Below are 18,303 nucleotides of genomic sequence, written 5' to 3' on the forward strand. Positions count from 1 at the left end.
ACGCCATAGTTCCCTAAACGAGTGAGGATGTTCGCCATGATCGACGTCACTGTTGACTTCGCCCGATGTGATGCCAACGGCACCTGTGCCGCGCTGATGCCAGACGTGTTCCGCATCGGCGACGACGGCCTGCTGATCCAGCTCGCCGAGTCCGTGCCCGACGACCGAGACCAGGACCTCGACGAGGCCATCCTGTGCTGCCCGATGGGAGCGATCTCGCGCGCATGACCACTGCACACGCCTTCGACCCGTTCGCACCCGACTCGCCCACTCATTCCGGTGGGGCGGTCGTCGGGCAGTCGCTCGTCCACGGCGACTACGGGTATGCCGTTCTCGATTTCGCTCTCGCCACGGCGGTCCTTCGTGACACTCGTTTCATCAACGCAGCGCTGACGCTAATGGAACAGTTCGGTATCACCGACGGGCCCGTCCACGACTTCAGGGCCCGCAGCCTCATCATGGCCGAGGGTAAACGACACATCCGCTTGCGGACCCCGCTTGCGCGGTTCATGGGTCCGACGATGGTCGAGGACATTCGCGCCGAACTGCGCACGATCCTCGCCGACATCGATCCGGGTGGCCGCTCCGAAGGCCCGGTCGACTTCAACGAGACAGTGGCACGGAAGATTCCGGCACGGGTGTACTGCCTGCTCGCCGGAGCGCCGGCCGAGGACGCGGCCCTGGTCGCACGACTGTCCGCCGGCACTCTTGCTCTGCTGCAACGCGATCCGAGTCTGAAGGACTCCATCCTGGAGTCGTACGACGAACTTTTCGCGTACCTGAAGTCGCTCATCGCCCGCAAGCGCGAGCAGGGACTCGGCAGCGACATGCTCTCGTTCCTCATCGGACAGGAGATCGAGGGAAAGCTCGATGCCGAGGAACTGCTGAGCGAGGCGACCGCGATGCTCGAGGCGAGCTCGGTGAACACCTCTCATCAGACCGCGCTTGTCGTGTGGACTCTCCTGCGCGATCGTGACACTTGGAATCGATTGCAGGAGAACCGATCCCTGATTCCTGCGGCGGTCGTCGAGGCGTGCAGGCTCTACCCCCGGCCCGGCATCGTCAGCAAGATCGCGTCCGAGGACATCGAGCTTGCCGGCACCACCATCCCGGCGGGATCCGACGTCCACGTCGCCGTGTGGTCGGCCAACCGCGATCCCGCTCGCTTCGAGAATCCGAACGAGTTCGACATCGATCGCGAACGTGTGCAGCCCCTCACCTTCAGCACCGGACTACACGGCTGTCTCGGCCAGAGCCTGGCCAAGGTCGAGATGGAGGAAGTGGTCGGATTTCTGCTCGACCGCTACCCCGACGCCACGGTGGTCGACGACGGCACGCGGATCGGCCACGGTGGTGGACGCTGGCTCGTCGACTCGCTCGCCGTCGACCTCGGGCCCGCACGCGAGCGCCGACCCGCCGCGGGGGCCGGAGCGTGACCGCCGCGACCATCACGGAAAGTCTTGCGCGGCAATGGGCGGACACCGAGTTCGACGACCTCCCGCGCGATGTCGTCGCCGGAATCAAGGACCACATCCTCGATACCCTCGCGGTCGCGCTCGTGGGAGCGAGCACCCCCGAGGTGTCGGCGGTGATCGACTCGTCGGTTCCGTTCTCGTCCTCGCCGACCGGGTCCGTGGTGTGGGGTACCGGACACCGATTCACCCCCGCCCACGCCGCACTGGTCAACGGAACCTCGGCGCACGCCCGTGATTTCGACGACGGCGGCGGCGCCGGCCACGCCGGTTCCACGGTGCTCCCGGCAGCTCTGGCAGTGGGCGAGCACGCCGGATCCACCGGACGGCAAGTGATCACGGCGGTCGTCGCGGGATACGACGTGGGTTATCGCGCTCTGCAGTCCCTCGGCGGCTTTGCCGCCCACACCGATCGGGGATGGCATTCGAGCGGCACCATGGGCAGCTTCGGCGCCGCGGCCGCCGCCGCATCGCTTCTCGGTGCGAACCGGGAGTCCTTCGCCGACGCCTTGGGTATCGCCGGGTCGTTCACCGGAGGCGTGTGGGCGTTCATCGACGACGGCGCGCTGACCAAGCGAATTCATCCTGGCAAAGCCGGCGAAACCGGTGTCGACGCCGCCGTTCTGGCCGTCGGTGGTATCACCGGTCCGCGGCGAATCTTCGAGGCCGCTTGGGGCGGACTGCATTCCGTCCTCGCCGGTGGCGTCGGCCATCCGGATCGAGCGCTGCACAACCTGGGTGTCGACTTCAACGTGGCATCCTCCTATCTCAAGCCGTACGCCTGTTGTCGCGGAAGCCATTCCGCGGTCGACGCCGTCCGGGCCCTGATCGCCGAGCGCGGTCTGACGCCGGAGACCGTGCGTTCGGTGACCATCACCGCCGGCACCACCGCGGTGAACATGCTGTCGGTGTCGCCGATCGAGAACGTGTTCGACGCCCAGTTCAGCCTCCCCTACGCTGTCGCCCTCGCCCTGTGCGGCAGCGACCTCGGACTCGCGGACTACGACCCACCACGCAACGGCGAGGCACGCATCGCCGAGATCCTGGAGTCGATCTCCATGGTGGTCGACGATTCCATTCAGATCGAGGACGGACCGCGGCTCACCTTCGTACTCACCGACGGCGAAACGGTCACCGTCGAGGCGGGGAACCCCACCGACGCGCGAGGATCCGCTGTGCGCCCGCTCTCCCACGACGAGGTCGTTGCCAAGGCCACGTCGGTGCTTCGCCCACTGGGTGGGGACGTCGCCTCCCGCTTGGTGTCCGCCGTCGAAACCCTCGACGACGCTCCAGATCTGACCGAACTCCTTGCCGTGCTCGCGGCCGAAAGGGTGCTTTCATCATGACCACACCCGAGACGATTTCGCGGACCGAGGTGATCTCGGCGGAACCGGTCGAGTCGATGTCCGCACTTCTCGACATCGACGTACCCCACGCCCTCGGCGACGCAGTTCCGCCGATCTGGCACTGGCTGCATCTGCTTCCTCGGGACCCCCAGGCCGACCTCGGCGAGGACGGCCACCCGGTGGTCGGTATCCCCGCCCCTCCGGGAGGCGGCCGTCGGCGCATGTTCGGCGGCGGGCGCGTCACCACGTTCGGGACGCTGCGCATCGGCGAACCGGCGACCAAGGTGACCTCCATCGCGAAGTCGGTGGACAAGGTCGGCCGGACGGGAGCGCTCACGCTCACGACCGTGTTGCAAGAGATCTCCCAGAACGGCGAGCTCGTCATCCGGGAGGAGCAGGACATCGTCTACCGGGAGGGCGGGTCCGCGCCACTCCCGGCGCCTGCTCCGGCCGCGGATCCGGTGCGCGAACCGTCGCTGTCTCTTTCGGTGAACGAGGCGCTGCTGTTCCGTTTCTCGGCGTTGACCTACAACGCGCACCGCATTCACTACGACCTGGACTGGTGCCGCCGCGAGGGATACGACGGATTGGTGATCCATGGCCCGCTTCTGGCGTTCCTGATGGCCGATCACATGCGGCGCCAAGGTATCTCGCTTGTGAACCGCACCTTCGGATACCGGCTGGTCTCCCCGATGACCCGACCGCAGACTGTGACGGTGACCCCGAGCGCCGACGGCCTCGAGGTGGGCGCCGAGGCGCGCAGTGCAGACGGTGTCGTGTGCGCGGTGGGCACTCTGTCCGAGCCGGTCACCACCGACGGACCGCAGCGATGACCGCCGCGACAGACGTCCTGATCGTGGGCGGCTCGGTGGCCGCGGTCCGAGCGGCCGAGGCGATCTCACGGCATGCGCCGCAGGTGCAGGTGACCATGGTCAGCGACGAGCCGCATCTGCCCTACGAGCGTCCGCCGCTGTCGAAGATCGCCCTCGGCGAGAGTCTCGATCTCGACGCTCTGACCTATCCTTCCGTAGCGACCCTGCGCGATCACGGCGTCGAATTTCGTCTGAACACCCGGGTCACCGCGCTCGACGTCGGCGGACGCAAGGTCACCACGACGGACGGAGACATCGCCTACGGCGCAGCCGTTCTGGCGACCGGCTGCGAGCCGATCTTCCCGCCGATGTTTCGGGATCTTCCGGACGTCTTCGTGCTGAGGCGGTTTCAGGACGCCGCCGACCTCCGCAGTGCCGTGGCGGACCGTAGCAAGTCGGTGGCGGTCATCGGGGCAGGATTCATCGGCGGGGAGTTCGCCGCGACACTGGCGAAGGACGGGCGGCCGGTCACCATAGTCGATCTCGATCCCAAACCACTCGGGAGGTTCGGCGATCCGGTCGCGTCGAAATACGCAGCACTGCACCGTGATTGCGGGGTGACCCTTGTGCTCGGCGACGCGGTGACCGGTGTCGAGGATGCCGCGGGCGGGCGGGTGTTGCGCCTGGCAAGCGGCGCCACGATCTCGGCCGACGTCATCCTCCTCGGGATCGGAGTGCGACCGTCCACCGGGTGGATGGAGAACTCGGGTCTGACTCTCGACAACGGAATCGTGTGCGACTCGACGCTGCGCGCAGCGGATCGGACGTACGCCGCCGGCGACGTCGTCACCTGGCCCAACGGTCGGTTCGGCGCGACCATGCGCATCGAGCACTGGACCAATGCGGCCGAACACGGCCGGACAGCGGGAATCAACGCCGCCAACGCCGTCACGGGTCAGGCCCCACTCGACTGTGTCACCGTGCCGTACTTCTGGTCGGATCAACACGGTGTCCGGATCCAGTTCTCCGGATTTGTCACCGGCGCTGAGGAAATAGTGGAATGCCCGGGGCCTGGCGGTTCGCTGTACCTCTACACCCGAGGTGACACGGTGAGTGGTGTGTTGGCGTTCGAGCGACGTGCCGAGTTCGTCAAGCTACGGGCGATGCTGCGACGCGAGACGGCGGTGTCGGCGGCACTCGAGGTTGTCTCCGTGGGGGCCTGACGGCGTCAGGTGGCCGATGTGCGCGCCGAGTCGCTTGCACTGCGAGTGCGCAACATCTCGATGAATCGGGCGGCGACGGGGGTGACCACGCCCCCGCGTCGCGTCACCACGCCGAGCGGTAGGTCGGGCCATCCGCCCTCGACCTCGAGCGTCACCATTCCCGGATGGTGTTGCGCCAGTTCGGCACTGACTACGGATACCCCGACGCCGGCCGCTACCAGGCCGGCTGCGGTCTCCACGGTGGGTACCGACACGATCGAGCTGGGGCTGCCACCGACAGCTGCGAATCTGTCGTCGATCAAGCGGGACAGGCTACGCGCACCCGGGACTCGCGACGGAAGGATCCACCGCTCGTGTCGCAGATCGGCGAGGGAGACGGACCGTCGGGTCGACAGGTGCGATCCCTGCGAGACGACGAGTGTGAGCGGCGAGTGCGCGATGACGGTGGTGTCGAAAGCGACTTCGTTCACCACCGGCAGCGGCTCTTCGACCAGCACAGGTACTACAGCCAGGTCGAGGTACCCGTTGGCCAAATTCTCCAGTAGTACAAGGGGATTGGCATCGGCGAGCTCGAAGGTGATCCGCGGGTACTCCGACAGGAAGTCGGCGACGGCGGAATTGACCAGATGCCACAGACCGATCGGTTCCGCGCCGATGCGTAGTTCGCCGTCGAAGCCCTGCCCCATGGATCTGAGTGCGGACGTGATGCGTTGTTCCTCGGCTACGAGTCGCCGCCCCGCGTTCTGCAGGTATCGACCGGCATCGGTGAGCGTGATGCCGCGGGGGTGCCGGTCGAACAGCCGAACGGCGAGTTCGGACTCGAGCTTGGTCATCGCCGAGCTCAGAGGGGGTTGAGACAGATGCAGGATGCGGGCTGCCTCGGTGATGGAACCGGCCTCGGCGACAGCAAGGAAATAGTTGACGCTCCGGATGTCCATGCGCCGAGTGTATTGCTAGGGCATCGCAATGGTATTGGCCTTTCGGTCACAACTGCAGGATCGTGAAGAACCACGGCAAGTGATGGAGGAAAAGTGTCCGAAGATCAGCAGGTGACAGTGATCGGCGCAGGTCCGACCGGGCTTCTGACGGCGCTCGGTCTGGCGCAACAGGGCGTAAAGGTCACCGTCGTCGAGCGCTCGCCCGGATTGCAGGACACCCCGCGTGCCATCGTCTATCACTGGTCCACCCTCGACGGGTTGGCCCGCCTGGGCTTGCTCGACGAGGCCGGTCGAGTGGGTTTCTTCAAGCAGGACTACGCGTATCGGGTGCGCGACACCGGCGAGATCATCTCCTACGGTTTGGCCGCCCTCGACGGGAAGGTGAGCCGTCCTTTCAATCTGCACCTCGGACAGAACGCATTGGCTGCTGTGGTCCTGGAGGCGCTGGTCGAATTCGACAACGTGCGTGTGTTGTGGAGTCACGAGGTCACCGGGCTGAGCCAGGATGCTACGGGCGTCGACGTGTCGGTTCGCGGCCCGAACGACGAGCGTGTGCTGCGCTCGCAGTGGGTGGTCGGCGCCGACGGTGCGAGCTCGGTTGTGCGGCGTCTGTCCGGGCTGGACTTCGACGGCATGACCTGGCCCGAGCGATTCGTCGCCACGAACATTCGATTTCCCGACGACCGTGAGGGTTGGGCTCAGTCGACGTTCTATCTTCACGACGTCTACGGAGCGATTTTCGCGAAGATCGACGAATCCGGAGACCACGGCCTTTGGCGATACACGTACATGGAAGATGCCGATCTGCCGGCAGATTCGATCGACGAGCGGATGCCCCGGTATCTGCGCGCAGTGTTCGGAGACGACGTTGCCGAGCATATCGAGGTCGTCGCTTCCTCTCCGTACCGCATGCATCAGCGGGCCGCGTCGACGTTCCGGCGCGGTCGGGTGCTCCTGGCCGGCGACGCCGCACACGCCACGAACCCGACCGGCGGCCTCGGTCTGACCATGGGCCTGTTCGACGCGTACTCGTTGATCGAGGGGCTCGGGGCCGTGGCAACCGGCCACGCGAGCGACGACATTCTCACCGAGTACGCCCGACAGCGACGCTCTGCTTTCGTGGACAAGGCAAGTCCGAGGGCATCGTCGAACAAATTGCTGTTGTTCCACTCCTCCGATCCAGTGAAGCGTGACCGCGACCTCGACGTCTTCCGGCGCATGTCTCGGGACCGCGACCTTGCCGCAGAGGTCCTCTACTTCACCAAGACCCTGGAGAGTCCTTCGCTGTTGTCCGTCTGACGGCAGGCGATCATCCACCGAAAACGGAAGTGTCAGAACATGAACCCTCTCGACGGACTTACTGTCGTGTCGCTGGAACAGGCGGTCGCAGCGCCCTTTGCCACGCGTCAGCTCGCAGACCTCGGTGCCCGCGTCATCAAGATCGAACGCCCGGGGGTCGGTGATTTCGCACGGGGATACGACGAGACGGTTCACGGCCTCGCCAGTCACTTCGTGTGGCTGAACCGATCGAAAGAATCCGTGGCGCTCGACCTGAAGTCGGACGAGGGTCGGGCCGCACTGCATGCTCTTGTGGACGAGGCAGATGTCTTCGTGCAGAACCTCGCACCTGGTGCGGCCGAGCGGCTCGGACTCGGCGCGGAGCAGTTGCGCGAACGCAACCCCCGATTGATCCACGTGTCCATCTCCGGCTACGGGGACGGCGGACCGTACTCGACCAAGAAGGCATACGACCTCCTGGTGCAGTGCGAGGCCGGTCTGGTCTCCATAACCGGGACCGAGGACGAGCCGTCGAAGGTGGGAATTTCCATCGCGGACATCGCATCCGGGATGTACGCCTATACCGGCGTCCTGACCGCGGTGATCCGGCGGGAACGTACGGGTGAGGGTGCCACGATCGAAGTGGCCATGCTCGAGGCGCTCGCCGAATGGATGGGCTTTCCGCTCAACTATGCGATGTACGGCGGGACGTCGCCGTCGCGAACCGGTGCGCGACACGCGGCCATCGCGCCGTACGGTCCGTTCACGTGTGGCGACGGGAGCGAGGTCTTCCTCGGAATACAGAACGAGCGGGAGTGGGCGATCTTCTGCGACCGGATCCTCCATACCCCGGATCTGGCGATCGATCCGAGATTCGTTCGAAACTCCGCGCGTGTGGAACACAATGCCGAGTTGCGCAGCGCGATCGAGGCGGTCTTCGCCTCGCACACCGCCGAGGCCGTGGCCGAGCAGTTGGAGAACGCATCGATCGCGAATGCATTGCTTCGAACGATGGATGGCCTTGCAGCACATCCACAACTCGCAGCACGTGATCGATGGAGAACGTACGGATCCCCGGCCGGCGAACTACGAGCGCTCATACCCCCGGTCACGATGTCGGACAACACGGCGGTCATGGGTCCGATCCCTGAGGTCGGTGAACATACCGATGCAGTGCTCGCCGAGTTCGGAATCGCGGCGCCTGTCGCCGTCGCCAGCGGGGCGTGAGGTGAGGTCGATCCCTGCGCCCGTCTCGCACGCGTCCACTTTTCTCTTCGTCCCCGGAGACCGCCCCGACCGGTTCGACAAAGCCGCCCGTGCAGGCGCCGACGTGGTGATCCTCGACCTCGAGGACGCGGTGCCGGACGAGTCCAAGGCATCGGCTCGCGCACACGTCGCGGCGTGGCTCGCACACGGTGGGGTTGGGTGTGTTCGAGTCAATTCGTCTGCGAGCCAACATCACTGGGATGACATCGAGGCACTGTCGGAGGTGTCCGGCCTGTGCGGCGTGATCGTTCCCAAGGCAGACCTCGGCGTGGACTGGGCCGGCATCGCAGGGACGGTCGACAGGCCGGTCGTTGCTCTTGTCGAGACTGCTGCCGGTATCCACGTCTCCAACTCGCTTGCTCGCGATCCGGACGTGGCGCGGTTGGCCTTCGGCCACCTCGACTACGCCGTGGACATCGGCGCCGAGCCGACCAGGACTGCGATGCTGCATGCCCGGTCCCAGCTGGTGCTGGCCTCACGCCTCGGTGAGAAGCCTCCGCCGATCGACGGCGTCACCACCGCCGTCGACGATGTCGAGGCGCTGACCGCCGACATCTCCCACTCCCGAGACCTGGGGATGGGGGGCAAGCTTCTGATTCATCCGTCGCAGGTCGTTCCTGCGCGGGTCGCCTTCACGCCCTCGGACGAGGAGGTCCGGACCGCGTCGCGGATCATGGCCGCCGCACTCACGGGCGCGGCGACGAAAGTGGACGGGTTCATGGTCGATGCACCGGTCATCTCCCGCGCGCGACGCATTTTGCGCGCCGCCGGTGTTCCCGAGCAACCGACCCCGGTCTGACGTTTTTCAGCCTTCTCACCAGCAACGATACGCCGCGGGTATGCCGATGGATAAGTTCCTGGCGTTGCGCTGACCGATCCGAAACACCAAGCTCGAACGTGACCGGAGTCTCAGTCTCCCGGCCGAAGAAGAGTTCGTCCCATCGCACCGAGGAGAAACCCGCATGTCCGTCACCGTCGACAGGCCGAGCAGTCTTGACCGCACCCGCTTCTTCATCGGCGGCGAGTGGGTGGACCCTGTGCGAACCGAACTCCGCGATCAGATCGAAGCAGCGACGGGTGAGCGACTCGGCGTCGCTGCGCTCGCAGGTGAAGCCGACATCGACCGCGCCGTACGAGCCGCTCGCGTCGCGCTCGACGAGGGCCCGTGGGGCCGCACCACGGCCGCCGAACGCGCCGTGATGCTTCGTGCGTTCGCCGATGCGCTCGATGCGCGGGCCTCGGACACCGCCACCTTGGTCAGCCGCGAGAACGGCATGATCCTGGGGTTGTCGCAGGCACTCAACGGAGGTGCGCCCGGCGCGTTGCTGCGCATGTACGCCGACATAGTCGAAGCCCTTCCCCTGGAATCGGTTCGGCCGAGCCAGGCAGGATCGACGATCGTGCGTCGCGTACCGGTCGGCGTGGTCGGAGCCATCGCTCCGTGGAACTTCCCGCAAGCACTCGCGATGTTCAAGATCGCGCCCGCGCTGGCTGCGGGATGCACAGTCGTTCTCAAGCCGTCGCCCGAAACCGCTCTCGACTCCTACGTGTTCGCCGATGCGGCGCTCGAGGCCGGCCTTCCGGCGGGAGTGCTGAACATCGTGCTCGGCGACCGCGATGCCGGCGCCGCTCTCGTGTCCCACCCGTTGGTGGACAAGATCGCCTTCACCGGATCCACCGAGGCGGGCCGCATCATCGGTCAGGAATGTGGACGCCTGCTGCGTCGGTCGACGCTCGAACTCGGCGGCAAGTCCGCTGCCATCGTTCTCGACGACGCCGAAATCGACACGGTCCTGGCCGGTCTCGACAACGCCTCGTTCCTGAACAACAGCCAGACCTGCACCACCCAGTCACGCATCCTGATCGCTCGCTCGCGCTACGACGAGGTGGTCGAGGCGATCGGAAACTTCGCCGCTTCCTATGTGCTCGGCGATCCTCTGGACTCGGCCACGACGATGGGGCCAATGGCGACCAGCGGCCATCGGGACAAGGTGTTGGGCTACATCGATATCGCGAAGAACTCGAACGCGCGCCTGATCACCGGCGGCGGCGCTCCGGCCGATCTCGAACGCGGCTGGTTCGTGCAGCCCACTGTCTTCGCCGATGTCGACAACTCCGATCGGCTTGCACGCGAGGAGGTGTTCGGCCCGGTGATGGCGCTCATCCCGTTCGACGACGACGACGACGCCGTCCGGATCGCCAACGACAGCAACTACGGACTAGGTGGTTCGGTGTGGAGCGCCGACGAGGATCGCGCCTTGGCCGTTGCGCGCCGCGTCCGCACCGGAACCATCGGATTGAACTACTACACACTGGATCTGGGTGCGCCGTTCGGCGGATTCAAGGATTCGGGACTCGGACGCGAACTCGGACCCGAGGGACTCGACGCGTACCTCGAGTATCAGTCGGTGTACGCCTCGACTCGATACCTCGAGGCATGAGCGCACTATCGCCGGCCGACGTCGTCACCGCGTACTTCGCTGGTGTCACGGCTGGTGACGCTGCCGCGGTGACGGCGCTTTTCGCACCGGATGCGGTGCTGCGCAATGCGGCCGGAACGCTGACGGGCTCCGAGGCGATCGGACGGATGTACCACGGCGGGCTCAACGCGGGCACCACGATGCGTCCGTCGCCGCGCCGCCTCCTGGTCGACGGAGACGACGTGGCTGTCGAGATCGATCTCGAGGTCAACGGCAACGTCGTCGTTCTCGGCGACTTCTTCACCGTGCGCGACGGCCTGATCTCGAGCCTGTCCATCTACAGCCTGACGCCGGCCGGTGGCCGACTGCTCGACGACGTCGGTGTCGATCCGGCCTCGCCGAAGAACTGACATCATCACCACCACAGGGAGACTCATGAAGATCGCAGTATTCGGACCGCAGCGGCGTGTCGGCGTCGTCGTCGACGACACGGTCGTCGACGTGAACGGCGCCTACGCCCTTTACCTGACCGAGAAGGACGACGTCGCACGCGCCGCCGCGAGGGCGGCTTACGAGGTCCCCGCAGACCTCAACTCGTTCATCGAACAGGGCGCCGACGCGTTGGCTGCCGCACGCGCGGCGCTCGACCACCTTGCCACGCGCACGACGTCGACGGGTATCGACGGCGAACAACTGGTACACCCCCTCACCGAAGTCACTCTGCACGCGCCGATCGAGGGCAAGTCGCGCATCTTCGCCGCGCTGGCGAACTTTGCCGACCACATGCAGGCCGCCTCGGACAACACCTCGAGCGGCGCCGACAAGGCGCAGCTGGACAAGCTCGTGGCCGGCGGGCCCAAGTACTTCATCAAGGATCCGCGTGTCGTCTCCGCGGACGGAGACGACCTGAACTTCCCCGCCCGGACGAATTTGCTCGACTACGAAGCTGAGGTCGCCGTCGTCCTGGGCCGTCGTGGCAAGGACATCGCAGCCGGGGACTTCGCGCAGTACATCTACGGATACACGCTGGTCAACGACTGGTCGATTCGTGACAACGTCTCGTTCGGCCCGGATTTCCAGTACTCGAAGAACTTCGACGGTGCCGCCACAGTCGGCCCGTGGATCGTCGTCGACGAAGGACTCGACGCACAGGACATTCCCGTCGAGGCTCGGGTCAACGGTGAGGTCCGCCAGAGCGGCAACACGAAGTCCATGATCCACACGTTTGCCTCTCTCGGTGAGTATCTGTCCCGCGACTCCACCCTCTTCCCCGGAGATCTGATCAGCGGCGGCACTCCGAAGGGCACGGCCGTGGACTCGAGCACCCGCGACTCCGAGGGCAAGTTCGCCGACGATTCGGCGTTCCTGAAACCGGGCGATGTGGTCGAGATCAGCTCGAGCGCACTGGGTTCGGTCACCAACACGATCACCGGAACGCGCGGAGGCAAGTAGTCATGGGCGCGAAGAAGTACTCCGTCGGCGGGGTGATGTTCGACCGCCCCTTCAGGATTCGTCGTCTCAACCATTTCGGCATCAGTGTCGCCGACACCGGTGAGTCGGTGGCGTTCTACCGCGACGTCCTCGGATTCGTCGTAGCGGACGCTCTCGACCTGAACAAGTACGATCCCGGCCCCTGGCTGGACGGACTCCCCGACACCCGTATCTACTTCCTCCGGCACAACAGCGATCACCACACGTTCGTGGTCATGCCGCGGGCATGGGTGGACAAGAACGACAGCCCGGCCCGCGGGGACATCACCGTCAACCAGATCACCTGGCAGGTCGGTTCCCTCCGCGAGGTTGTCGAGGCTCGGCTCTGGCTCGAGGAGAAAGGACAGAAGGTCGATCGGTACGGCCGCGACCCGGGTTCGAACTGGCACACCTATTTTCCCGATCCGACCGGTCACACCAACGAACTCGAGTACGGCATCGAGCAGGTGGGATGGGACGGGGTCAGCAAGCCGGAAGTCATGTGGCCCTGGGCGAACGAGCATCCGTCTCTGCCCACGAGGTCGGAGGGCACCGAGCTCGACGACGCGGAGAAGGAGGGAATCGATCTCACCTCCGGTCACCGATGGGTCGACACCCTCCCCAAGACGCACGACGTCGGCGGCGTTCTGTTGTCCCGTCCGTTCAAACCGGTTCGGATCGGTCCGGTGAGCATCTTCGTCGAGGACATCGAGTCGTCCGTGCGCTTCTACACCGAGACACTGGGTCTCGTTGTCTCGGAAGAGACCACGGTGCTCGGTCATCGTGCGGTGTTCCTGCGTGCCAACACCGAACATCACAGCATTGCGCTGTTCCCGTTGCAGGCGCGGGCGGATCTCGGGCTCGGCGACGACAGCACCCTCCTCGCGTTCGGTATTCAGGTGGGTTCATACGATCAGCTTCGCGCGGCGAAGACATTCCTCGAGAACGCCGGCGCCAAGCTGGTGGAGCTACCGCCTGAGGTACACCCCGGAATCGACTACGCTCTGCACGCGGTCGCGCCGGATGGACATGTCATGCAGTTGTACTACTACATGGAACAGGTCGGGTGGGACGGAGCGGTGCGCCCGCAGTCGAGTCGCCGCGTGGTGGAGGCCGGGGTCTGGCCCGAGACCCTCGAGTCGATGTCCGATACGTACGGCGGAGAAACGTTCTGGGGTCCACTCGGATGACGAATGCAGTGTCCGATCAGACCACCGTCACCCGCGTCGCCGCCGTCACGGGTGCCGCCCAGGGACTCGGCGCCGAGATCGCCGAACGGCTTGCGGCAGCAGGTTTTTCGCTTGCCCTACTCGACGTTCAGGACGTCGGACTGAAGGCAACCAAAGCCGGCATCGAGTCGAACCATCCCGGAATCGAGGTGGAGACGCTCGTCGCTGATCTCGCGGACGAAGCTGCTGTGGTGGCGGCGTTCGGCCGGATCGACGAGCGTTTCGGACGGCTCGACGCTCTGGTCAACACGGCCGGCGGTAGTGGCACGGACCCGGTTCGTTCTCTCGCCGACCTCGGCGCCGACGTGTGGCGACGAGTTCTCGACAACAACCTCACCAGCGCCTTCCTGTGCAGTCGCGAGGCGGTGGAGCTGATGCGCCGCAACGATTACGGCCGCATCGTGAACTTCTCGTCGGCAGTGGCCAAGGGTCTGTCCGGACCGTCGGGAACAGTGGGTGCGCGTCTTCCGTATGCGGCGTCCAAGGCGGCCGTCAACGGGTTCACCAAGCAGCTCGCGAAGGATCTCGGAACGACGGGAATCACGGTCAATGCCGTGTCGCCGGGTCTGATCCTTCCCGATGCCGGTCGAGTCAGGGACACCTTCGAGGCACTGCCCCCCGACGCGCAATCTGCGACACGCGCGGCGATCCCGTTGGGACGCACAGGGACCGGGACCGAGATCGCCGAAGCAGTTGCCTACCTGGTGTCCGAGCACGCCGGTTTCACCTCGGGATCCATCCTCGCTGTCGACGGAGCGGCGACGTGAGCGCACTTCCTCTCGTCTTCGTCCCGGCTCTGGGTTCGGACGAGCGATCGTGGCGGCCGGTCGCCGAGGAGCTCGGTGACACGATCGAGACGTTCGTCGTTCGAGGGGTCGGCGACTCGCTCTCGGGGATGGCCGACGACATTCTCGCCAGAAGTCCGGAGCGGTTCGCGCTCGCGGGAAATTCGATGGGCGGCTATGTCGCGCTGGAGATTGCGCTCCGACGATCACAGCGGGTCGAAGGTCTCGCGTTGCTGAACAGCTCCGCTGTCGAGGCCGACCCGCAGCGCCGAGAGAACTCGCGACGCATCATCGCAGCGGTCGGGGAGGGTCGTTTCGAGGAAGCCGTGACGGCCATGTCGAGGGCGGTGGCTCCGCGCCGCGACGACGTGGCCGAACTCGCCGCCGCGATGGCGCGCGACCTCGGCGAGGACGTGCTCGTCGCACAACAGACAGCGGTGATGAACAGGCCGGACCGCCGTGCGGAGTTGCCGATGCTCGACATACCGACTTTGGTGATCGCCGGCTCGGAGGACCTGATCACGCCCGCCGATCTCGCCCGTCAGGTCGAGAACCTCGCGCCCGACGTGGAACTGGTGATCCTTCCCGGCGTAGGGCACCTGTCGACGCTCGAAGCGCCGCGGGACGTGGCGACACATCTGGCTCGGTGGCACGCGTCCCTGTCCGGATCGGTGGTTCGATCGTGACGTCGTTCGATCACACCACGAGTCCGCAGCGTGTGCTGTTCGAGCGCGGATGCGCCGCGGACAACGTCGTCGAAGCGATCACCGATCTGTCGGGCGGGCGTGTGTTGCTCGTGGCGGACGCGTCTGCTGCGGCTGTCTCCGATTCAGTCGCGGCGCGAGTTCCGGTGGTGGCCCGCATCGACGAGATCGTTCAGCACGTACCGGTGGAGAAGGGTGACGCGGCGGTCGAGCTGGCCCGACGCGAGCGCGCGGACATCGTCGTGTCCATCGGCGGGGGGTCGGCAACCGGGCTCGCGAAATACGTCGCGCGCGATACCGGGATCCCGATCGTCGCGGTTCCGACGACCTTCGCGGGTTCCGAGGCAACCGACGTGTGGGGCCAGACCAGTGGTGATCGCAAGACGACCGGCTCACATCCCGGCGTGCTGCCGCGCACGGTCGTCTACGACGCCGACCTTTTCGCGACGCTGCCGGCGTCGCTCGCCGTGGCGTCGGGACTCAACGCCATCGCGCATGCGGTGGACGGGTTCTGGGCGCCGCGAGCGGATCCGATCAACGCAGCCCTCGGCGCCGAGGGGCTTCGCGCTCTGGTTCCCGGGCTCCGCGGAATCTCCGCCGACGGCGACGACGTCGACTCACTCGAACGCAGTCTCTACGGCGCCTACCTCGCAGCCGTCGCGTTCGCATCTGCGGGAAGCGGTCTGCACCACAAGATCTGCCACGTCCTCGGTGGAGCGTTCGCGCTCTCCCACGCAGAGACTCACGCGGTTGTGTTGCCCTACGTAGTGCAGTTCAACGCGCCGGCGGCGCCGGGCGCTGCGCGCCGTGTCTCCGAGGCGCTCGGAGGAAGTGCGGCCGCAGCGGGCCTGTGGTCCCTGCGCGGCGAACTCGGGGTGGTCGATTCCCTCCGTGAGCTCGGTATGCCCGAGGACGGAATCGACCTGGCAGCAAAGAGAGTGGCGGACCTGGTTCCGACGTCCAACCCGCGACCGGCCGATGTGGCCGGTCTGCGAGAGCTGATCGCGTCTGCCTGGGCGGGCGAGCCCATCGGTCAGCCCGAGAACTGAGGAGGATCGATGTCAGAGAATCTCGACGACGTCCAGGCCGAGCGCGAGCAGGCTTTGGTGGACACTGTGGTGCGGTCGTTCGACGGTGCCTCGGACGCCCGGCTGCGAGAGATCATGCAGACCGTCGCTCGGCACGTTCACAGCGCTGCCCGCGAGCTCCGACTGTCCGAGGCCGAGTGGAACACGATGGTCGACTTCCTGACCAGGACGGGTCAGACGTGCACCGACACCCGGCAGGAATTCATTCTGCTGTCGGACGTGCTCGGATTGTCCATGCAGGTGATCGGGATGAACAACCCACCGTACGGCGATGCAACCGAAGCCACGGTCTTCGGTCCGTTCTTCGTCGAAGGGGCGCCCGCCATCGAACTCGGCGGGGACATGTCCTTCGGTGCGACTGGAGAACCGTGCTGGGTGACGGGCACGGTGAGGCGTACGGACGGTACGGCCGTCCCCGGCGCGCGCATCGAGGTGTGGGAAGCGGACGAGGACGGTCGCTACGACGTTCAGTACGGCGACGACCGCATGGCGGCGCGTGCGCACCTGTACTCCGACGAGGACGGCTCGTTCCGGTTCTGGGGGCTCACCCCCACCCCCTATCCGATTCCGCACGACGGGCCCGTGGGCGCCATGCTCGCCGCAGTGGGCCGCTCGCCGATGCGAGCAAGTCACCTCCACTTCATGGTCACCGCGCCAGAATGCCGCCGACTGGTTACGCACATTTTCGTCGACGGTGACGAGATCGGTTGGGATGATGCAGTTTTCGGCGTCAAAGAATCGTTGATCAAGAAGTTCGTGCGCCATGACGGCGATCCGACTCCCGATGGGCGTTCGGTCTCGACGTGGAGTGAAGTGTCCTTCGACATCGTCCTCGCGCCCGCCTCGTAAGAGGTCAGGACGTGGGGAGTGTCGAGAACTCGATCTCGTCGTCGAGGCTCGCCTCGTCGTAGGAGTCGGTCACGAAATCCAGGAACGCGCTCGCTGCGCTGCCGGTCGGTCCGTCGCTGCGTGTGATCACGCCGTAGAACCTGAACGCGTCCGCGTCGCTGATCGGGATGGTCACGGTGGTCGACCTCTGATCGGAACGAGGGCGCGGAACGATGGCGATACCGCTTCCATGTCGCACCAACGCGCGCAGGGTGGACAGCTCGGTGGCCTCGATGCTGATCGACGGGGTGCAGCCGACATCGTCGAACAATTTGTCGACCACGTGTCGCAGACCGTAACTCGGACCCAGGGCGATCATGGGACGGCGGGATATCTCCGCTATGGATATCTCGGTCCGATCGGCGAACTCGTCGTCGGAAGGAACCTCGAGGCACAACAATTCTCGACCCAGTGGGACCCACGCGAGGTCCTCGGCGACAGGTCGGGGAGCGACGAACCCGACGTCGATACGGCCCGACCGCACTGCCTCGACGATGGAGTCCGCGGCCCCACCCTCCAACTCGAAGGATGTGAGGGGTGCTTCCACGTGGTACCGATCCAGTAGCGAGGGGATGAGCCAGCCGCCGAAGGAATGCAGGAAGCCCAGCGAGACAACGCCACGCTGTGGGTCGACGAGAGTTCGAATCCGTTCCTCGCCTTGCGACAGCTCCTTCATCGCACGCTCGGCGTGCACCCGGTAGATCGCACCGTACTTGTTGAGCCGTAACCGATTCTGATTACGGTCGAACAGCTTCACGCCCAGCTGGCGTTCGATTCGTGCCAGCGCCCTCGACAAGGTCGGCTGGCTGACATGGAGTTGCGTCGCCGCGTTGGTTACGTTTTCGGTCCGCGCGAGCACGACGAACCACTCCAGCTCACGAACCTCCATGTGACACGCTCTTTCTCGCAGTGGCGCCGGCCGCAGCGCGTAGGGTCGCCACAGTGTCGGCGTCCACGATACCGTCCAGAAGAAGCCGAGGAAGCGTTGTGGACGACAGCAATTCGGTGGACTTTCCGTCGTCCAGTCCGGTCAGCACCACGCCGTCGGCCACGCCCGCTGCACCGATGTCGGCAATGAGGCCTGCCAGGCCCTGAGGGGTGCCGACGTATTGAACCGTGGTCGCACTGTCTGCATCGAGTCCGCGTCTGCGGTACTCCGCGCGAGCGTCCCGAGCCGACAGCGCGATGAGGAACTCGATGTCCAGTACCGCACGCACCGCATCGGTCGGTTCGCTCATTTGGTCGTGCATCGCCGTTGCACGGCGCAGATCGGTTGCGCGGATACGGTGCACCCCGGGCTCCGCCGCTTGATCGTGGAGCGCGACGTGGAAGCGTCTCGCGGGTCGGGGCGTCGTGGCGAGCGATGAAATGGTCATGCATTCAG

General features: G+C 65.8%; 19 protein-coding genes. 16 read left to right on the forward strand and 3 right to left on the reverse strand.

What is annotated here, in order from left to right:
• Positions 1–27: 27 nt before the first annotated feature.
• From AC59JP_RS12995 to AC59JP_RS13015, 5 genes are read left to right on the forward strand one after another with little or no spacing between them, the layout of a single operon-like run.
• On the forward strand, positions 28–228 hold the full coding sequence (locus tag AC59JP_RS12995; RefSeq protein WP_497326182.1) for a ferredoxin: 201 nt from the start codon (positions 28–30) through the stop codon (positions 226–228).
• Complete coding sequence (locus AC59JP_RS13000) at positions 225–1,436, forward strand: cytochrome P450 (protein ID WP_497326183.1); 1,212 nt, start codon at positions 225–227, stop codon at positions 1,434–1,436. Before AC59JP_RS12995 ends, AC59JP_RS13000 begins: the two co-directional genes overlap by 4 nt.
• Entirely contained in the window at positions 1,433–2,818 is a 1,386-nt protein-coding gene (locus AC59JP_RS13005) for an MmgE/PrpD family protein (protein WP_497326184.1), read from the forward strand. The genes AC59JP_RS13000 and AC59JP_RS13005 overlap by 4 nt, the downstream gene beginning before the upstream one ends.
• Complete coding sequence (locus AC59JP_RS13010; protein ID WP_497326185.1) at positions 2,815–3,651, forward strand: HTD2 family dehydratase; 837 nt, start codon at positions 2,815–2,817, stop codon at positions 3,649–3,651. The genes AC59JP_RS13005 and AC59JP_RS13010 overlap by 4 nt, the downstream gene beginning before the upstream one ends.
• Positions 3,648–4,853, forward strand: a complete 1,206-nt coding sequence (locus tag AC59JP_RS13015; RefSeq protein WP_497326186.1) for an NAD(P)/FAD-dependent oxidoreductase — start codon at positions 3,648–3,650, stop codon at positions 4,851–4,853. Before AC59JP_RS13010 ends, AC59JP_RS13015 begins: the two co-directional genes overlap by 4 nt.
• Before the next feature lie 5 nt (positions 4,854–4,858).
• On the opposite strand, the gene AC59JP_RS13020 is transcribed toward AC59JP_RS13015, so the two are convergent.
• Positions 4,859–5,791 (reverse strand): LysR family transcriptional regulator, encoded by a 933-nt coding sequence (locus AC59JP_RS13020; RefSeq protein WP_497326187.1) that lies wholly within the window; start codon positions 5,789–5,791, stop codon positions 4,859–4,861.
• A gap of 93 nt (positions 5,792–5,884) precedes the next feature.
• Here AC59JP_RS13020 and AC59JP_RS13025 point away from each other — a divergent pair, with 93 nt between their 5' ends.
• The 11 genes from AC59JP_RS13025 to AC59JP_RS13075 all read left to right on the forward strand — a co-directional run bounded on the left by AC59JP_RS13025 (position 5,885) and on the right by AC59JP_RS13075 (position 16,880).
• Positions 5,885–7,090 (forward strand): FAD-dependent oxidoreductase, encoded by a 1,206-nt coding sequence (locus AC59JP_RS13025; protein WP_497326188.1) that lies wholly within the window; start codon positions 5,885–5,887, stop codon positions 7,088–7,090.
• Positions 7,091–7,129: 39 nt separating this feature from the next.
• The gene (locus AC59JP_RS13030; RefSeq protein ID WP_497326189.1) at positions 7,130–8,296 is read left to right on the forward strand and encodes a CaiB/BaiF CoA transferase family protein; all 1,167 of its coding nucleotides are present in this window, start codon (positions 7,130–7,132) and stop codon (positions 8,294–8,296) included.
• 1 nt (position 8,297) lies between these two features.
• Positions 8,298–9,134 (forward strand): HpcH/HpaI aldolase/citrate lyase family protein, encoded by an 837-nt coding sequence (locus AC59JP_RS13035; protein ID WP_497326190.1) that lies wholly within the window; start codon positions 8,298–8,300, stop codon positions 9,132–9,134.
• 163 nt (positions 9,135–9,297) lie between these two features.
• Positions 9,298–10,776, forward strand: coding sequence for an aldehyde dehydrogenase (locus tag AC59JP_RS13040; protein WP_497326191.1), 1,479 nt, complete (start codon positions 9,298–9,300; stop codon positions 10,774–10,776).
• Positions 10,773–11,165 carry a nuclear transport factor 2 family protein gene (locus AC59JP_RS13045; protein WP_497326192.1) on the forward strand — a complete coding sequence of 131 codons (393 nt, stop codon included), beginning with the start codon at positions 10,773–10,775 and terminating at the stop codon, positions 11,163–11,165. The genes AC59JP_RS13040 and AC59JP_RS13045 overlap by 4 nt, the downstream gene beginning before the upstream one ends.
• A 25-nt stretch (positions 11,166–11,190) precedes the next feature.
• Positions 11,191–12,207, forward strand: coding sequence for a fumarylacetoacetate hydrolase family protein (locus tag AC59JP_RS13050; protein WP_497326193.1), 1,017 nt, complete (start codon positions 11,191–11,193; stop codon positions 12,205–12,207).
• Positions 12,208–12,209: 2 nt separating this feature from the next.
• Positions 12,210–13,415 carry a VOC family protein gene (locus AC59JP_RS13055; protein ID WP_497326194.1) on the forward strand — a complete coding sequence of 402 codons (1,206 nt, stop codon included), beginning with the start codon at positions 12,210–12,212 and terminating at the stop codon, positions 13,413–13,415.
• Entirely contained in the window at positions 13,412–14,221 is an 810-nt protein-coding gene (locus AC59JP_RS13060; protein WP_497326195.1) for an SDR family NAD(P)-dependent oxidoreductase, read from the forward strand. The genes AC59JP_RS13055 and AC59JP_RS13060 overlap by 4 nt, the downstream gene beginning before the upstream one ends.
• Positions 14,218–14,925 carry an alpha/beta fold hydrolase gene (locus AC59JP_RS13065; RefSeq protein ID WP_497326196.1) on the forward strand — a complete coding sequence of 236 codons (708 nt, stop codon included), beginning with the start codon at positions 14,218–14,220 and terminating at the stop codon, positions 14,923–14,925. The genes AC59JP_RS13060 and AC59JP_RS13065 overlap by 4 nt, the downstream gene beginning before the upstream one ends.
• Entirely contained in the window at positions 14,922–15,992 is a 1,071-nt protein-coding gene (locus tag AC59JP_RS13070) for a maleylacetate reductase (RefSeq protein ID WP_497326197.1), read from the forward strand. Before AC59JP_RS13065 ends, AC59JP_RS13070 begins: the two co-directional genes overlap by 4 nt.
• A 9-nt stretch (positions 15,993–16,001) precedes the next feature.
• Complete coding sequence (locus AC59JP_RS13075) at positions 16,002–16,880, forward strand: dioxygenase family protein (protein ID WP_497326198.1); 879 nt, start codon at positions 16,002–16,004, stop codon at positions 16,878–16,880.
• Positions 16,881–16,884: 4 nt separating this feature from the next.
• Here AC59JP_RS13075 and AC59JP_RS13080 read toward each other — a convergent pair whose 3' ends face one another.
• Positions 16,885–17,808 carry a LysR family transcriptional regulator gene (locus AC59JP_RS13080; RefSeq protein WP_497326199.1) on the reverse strand — a complete coding sequence of 308 codons (924 nt, stop codon included), beginning with the start codon at positions 17,806–17,808 and terminating at the stop codon, positions 16,885–16,887.
• Positions 17,795–18,295 (reverse strand): hypothetical protein, encoded by a 501-nt coding sequence (locus tag AC59JP_RS13085; RefSeq protein ID WP_497326200.1) that lies wholly within the window; start codon positions 18,293–18,295, stop codon positions 17,795–17,797. Before AC59JP_RS13085 ends, AC59JP_RS13080 begins: the two co-directional genes overlap by 14 nt.
• Positions 18,296–18,303 lie beyond the last annotated feature (8 nt).

Source organism: Rhodococcus sp. 320_ES (assembly GCF_059691855.1).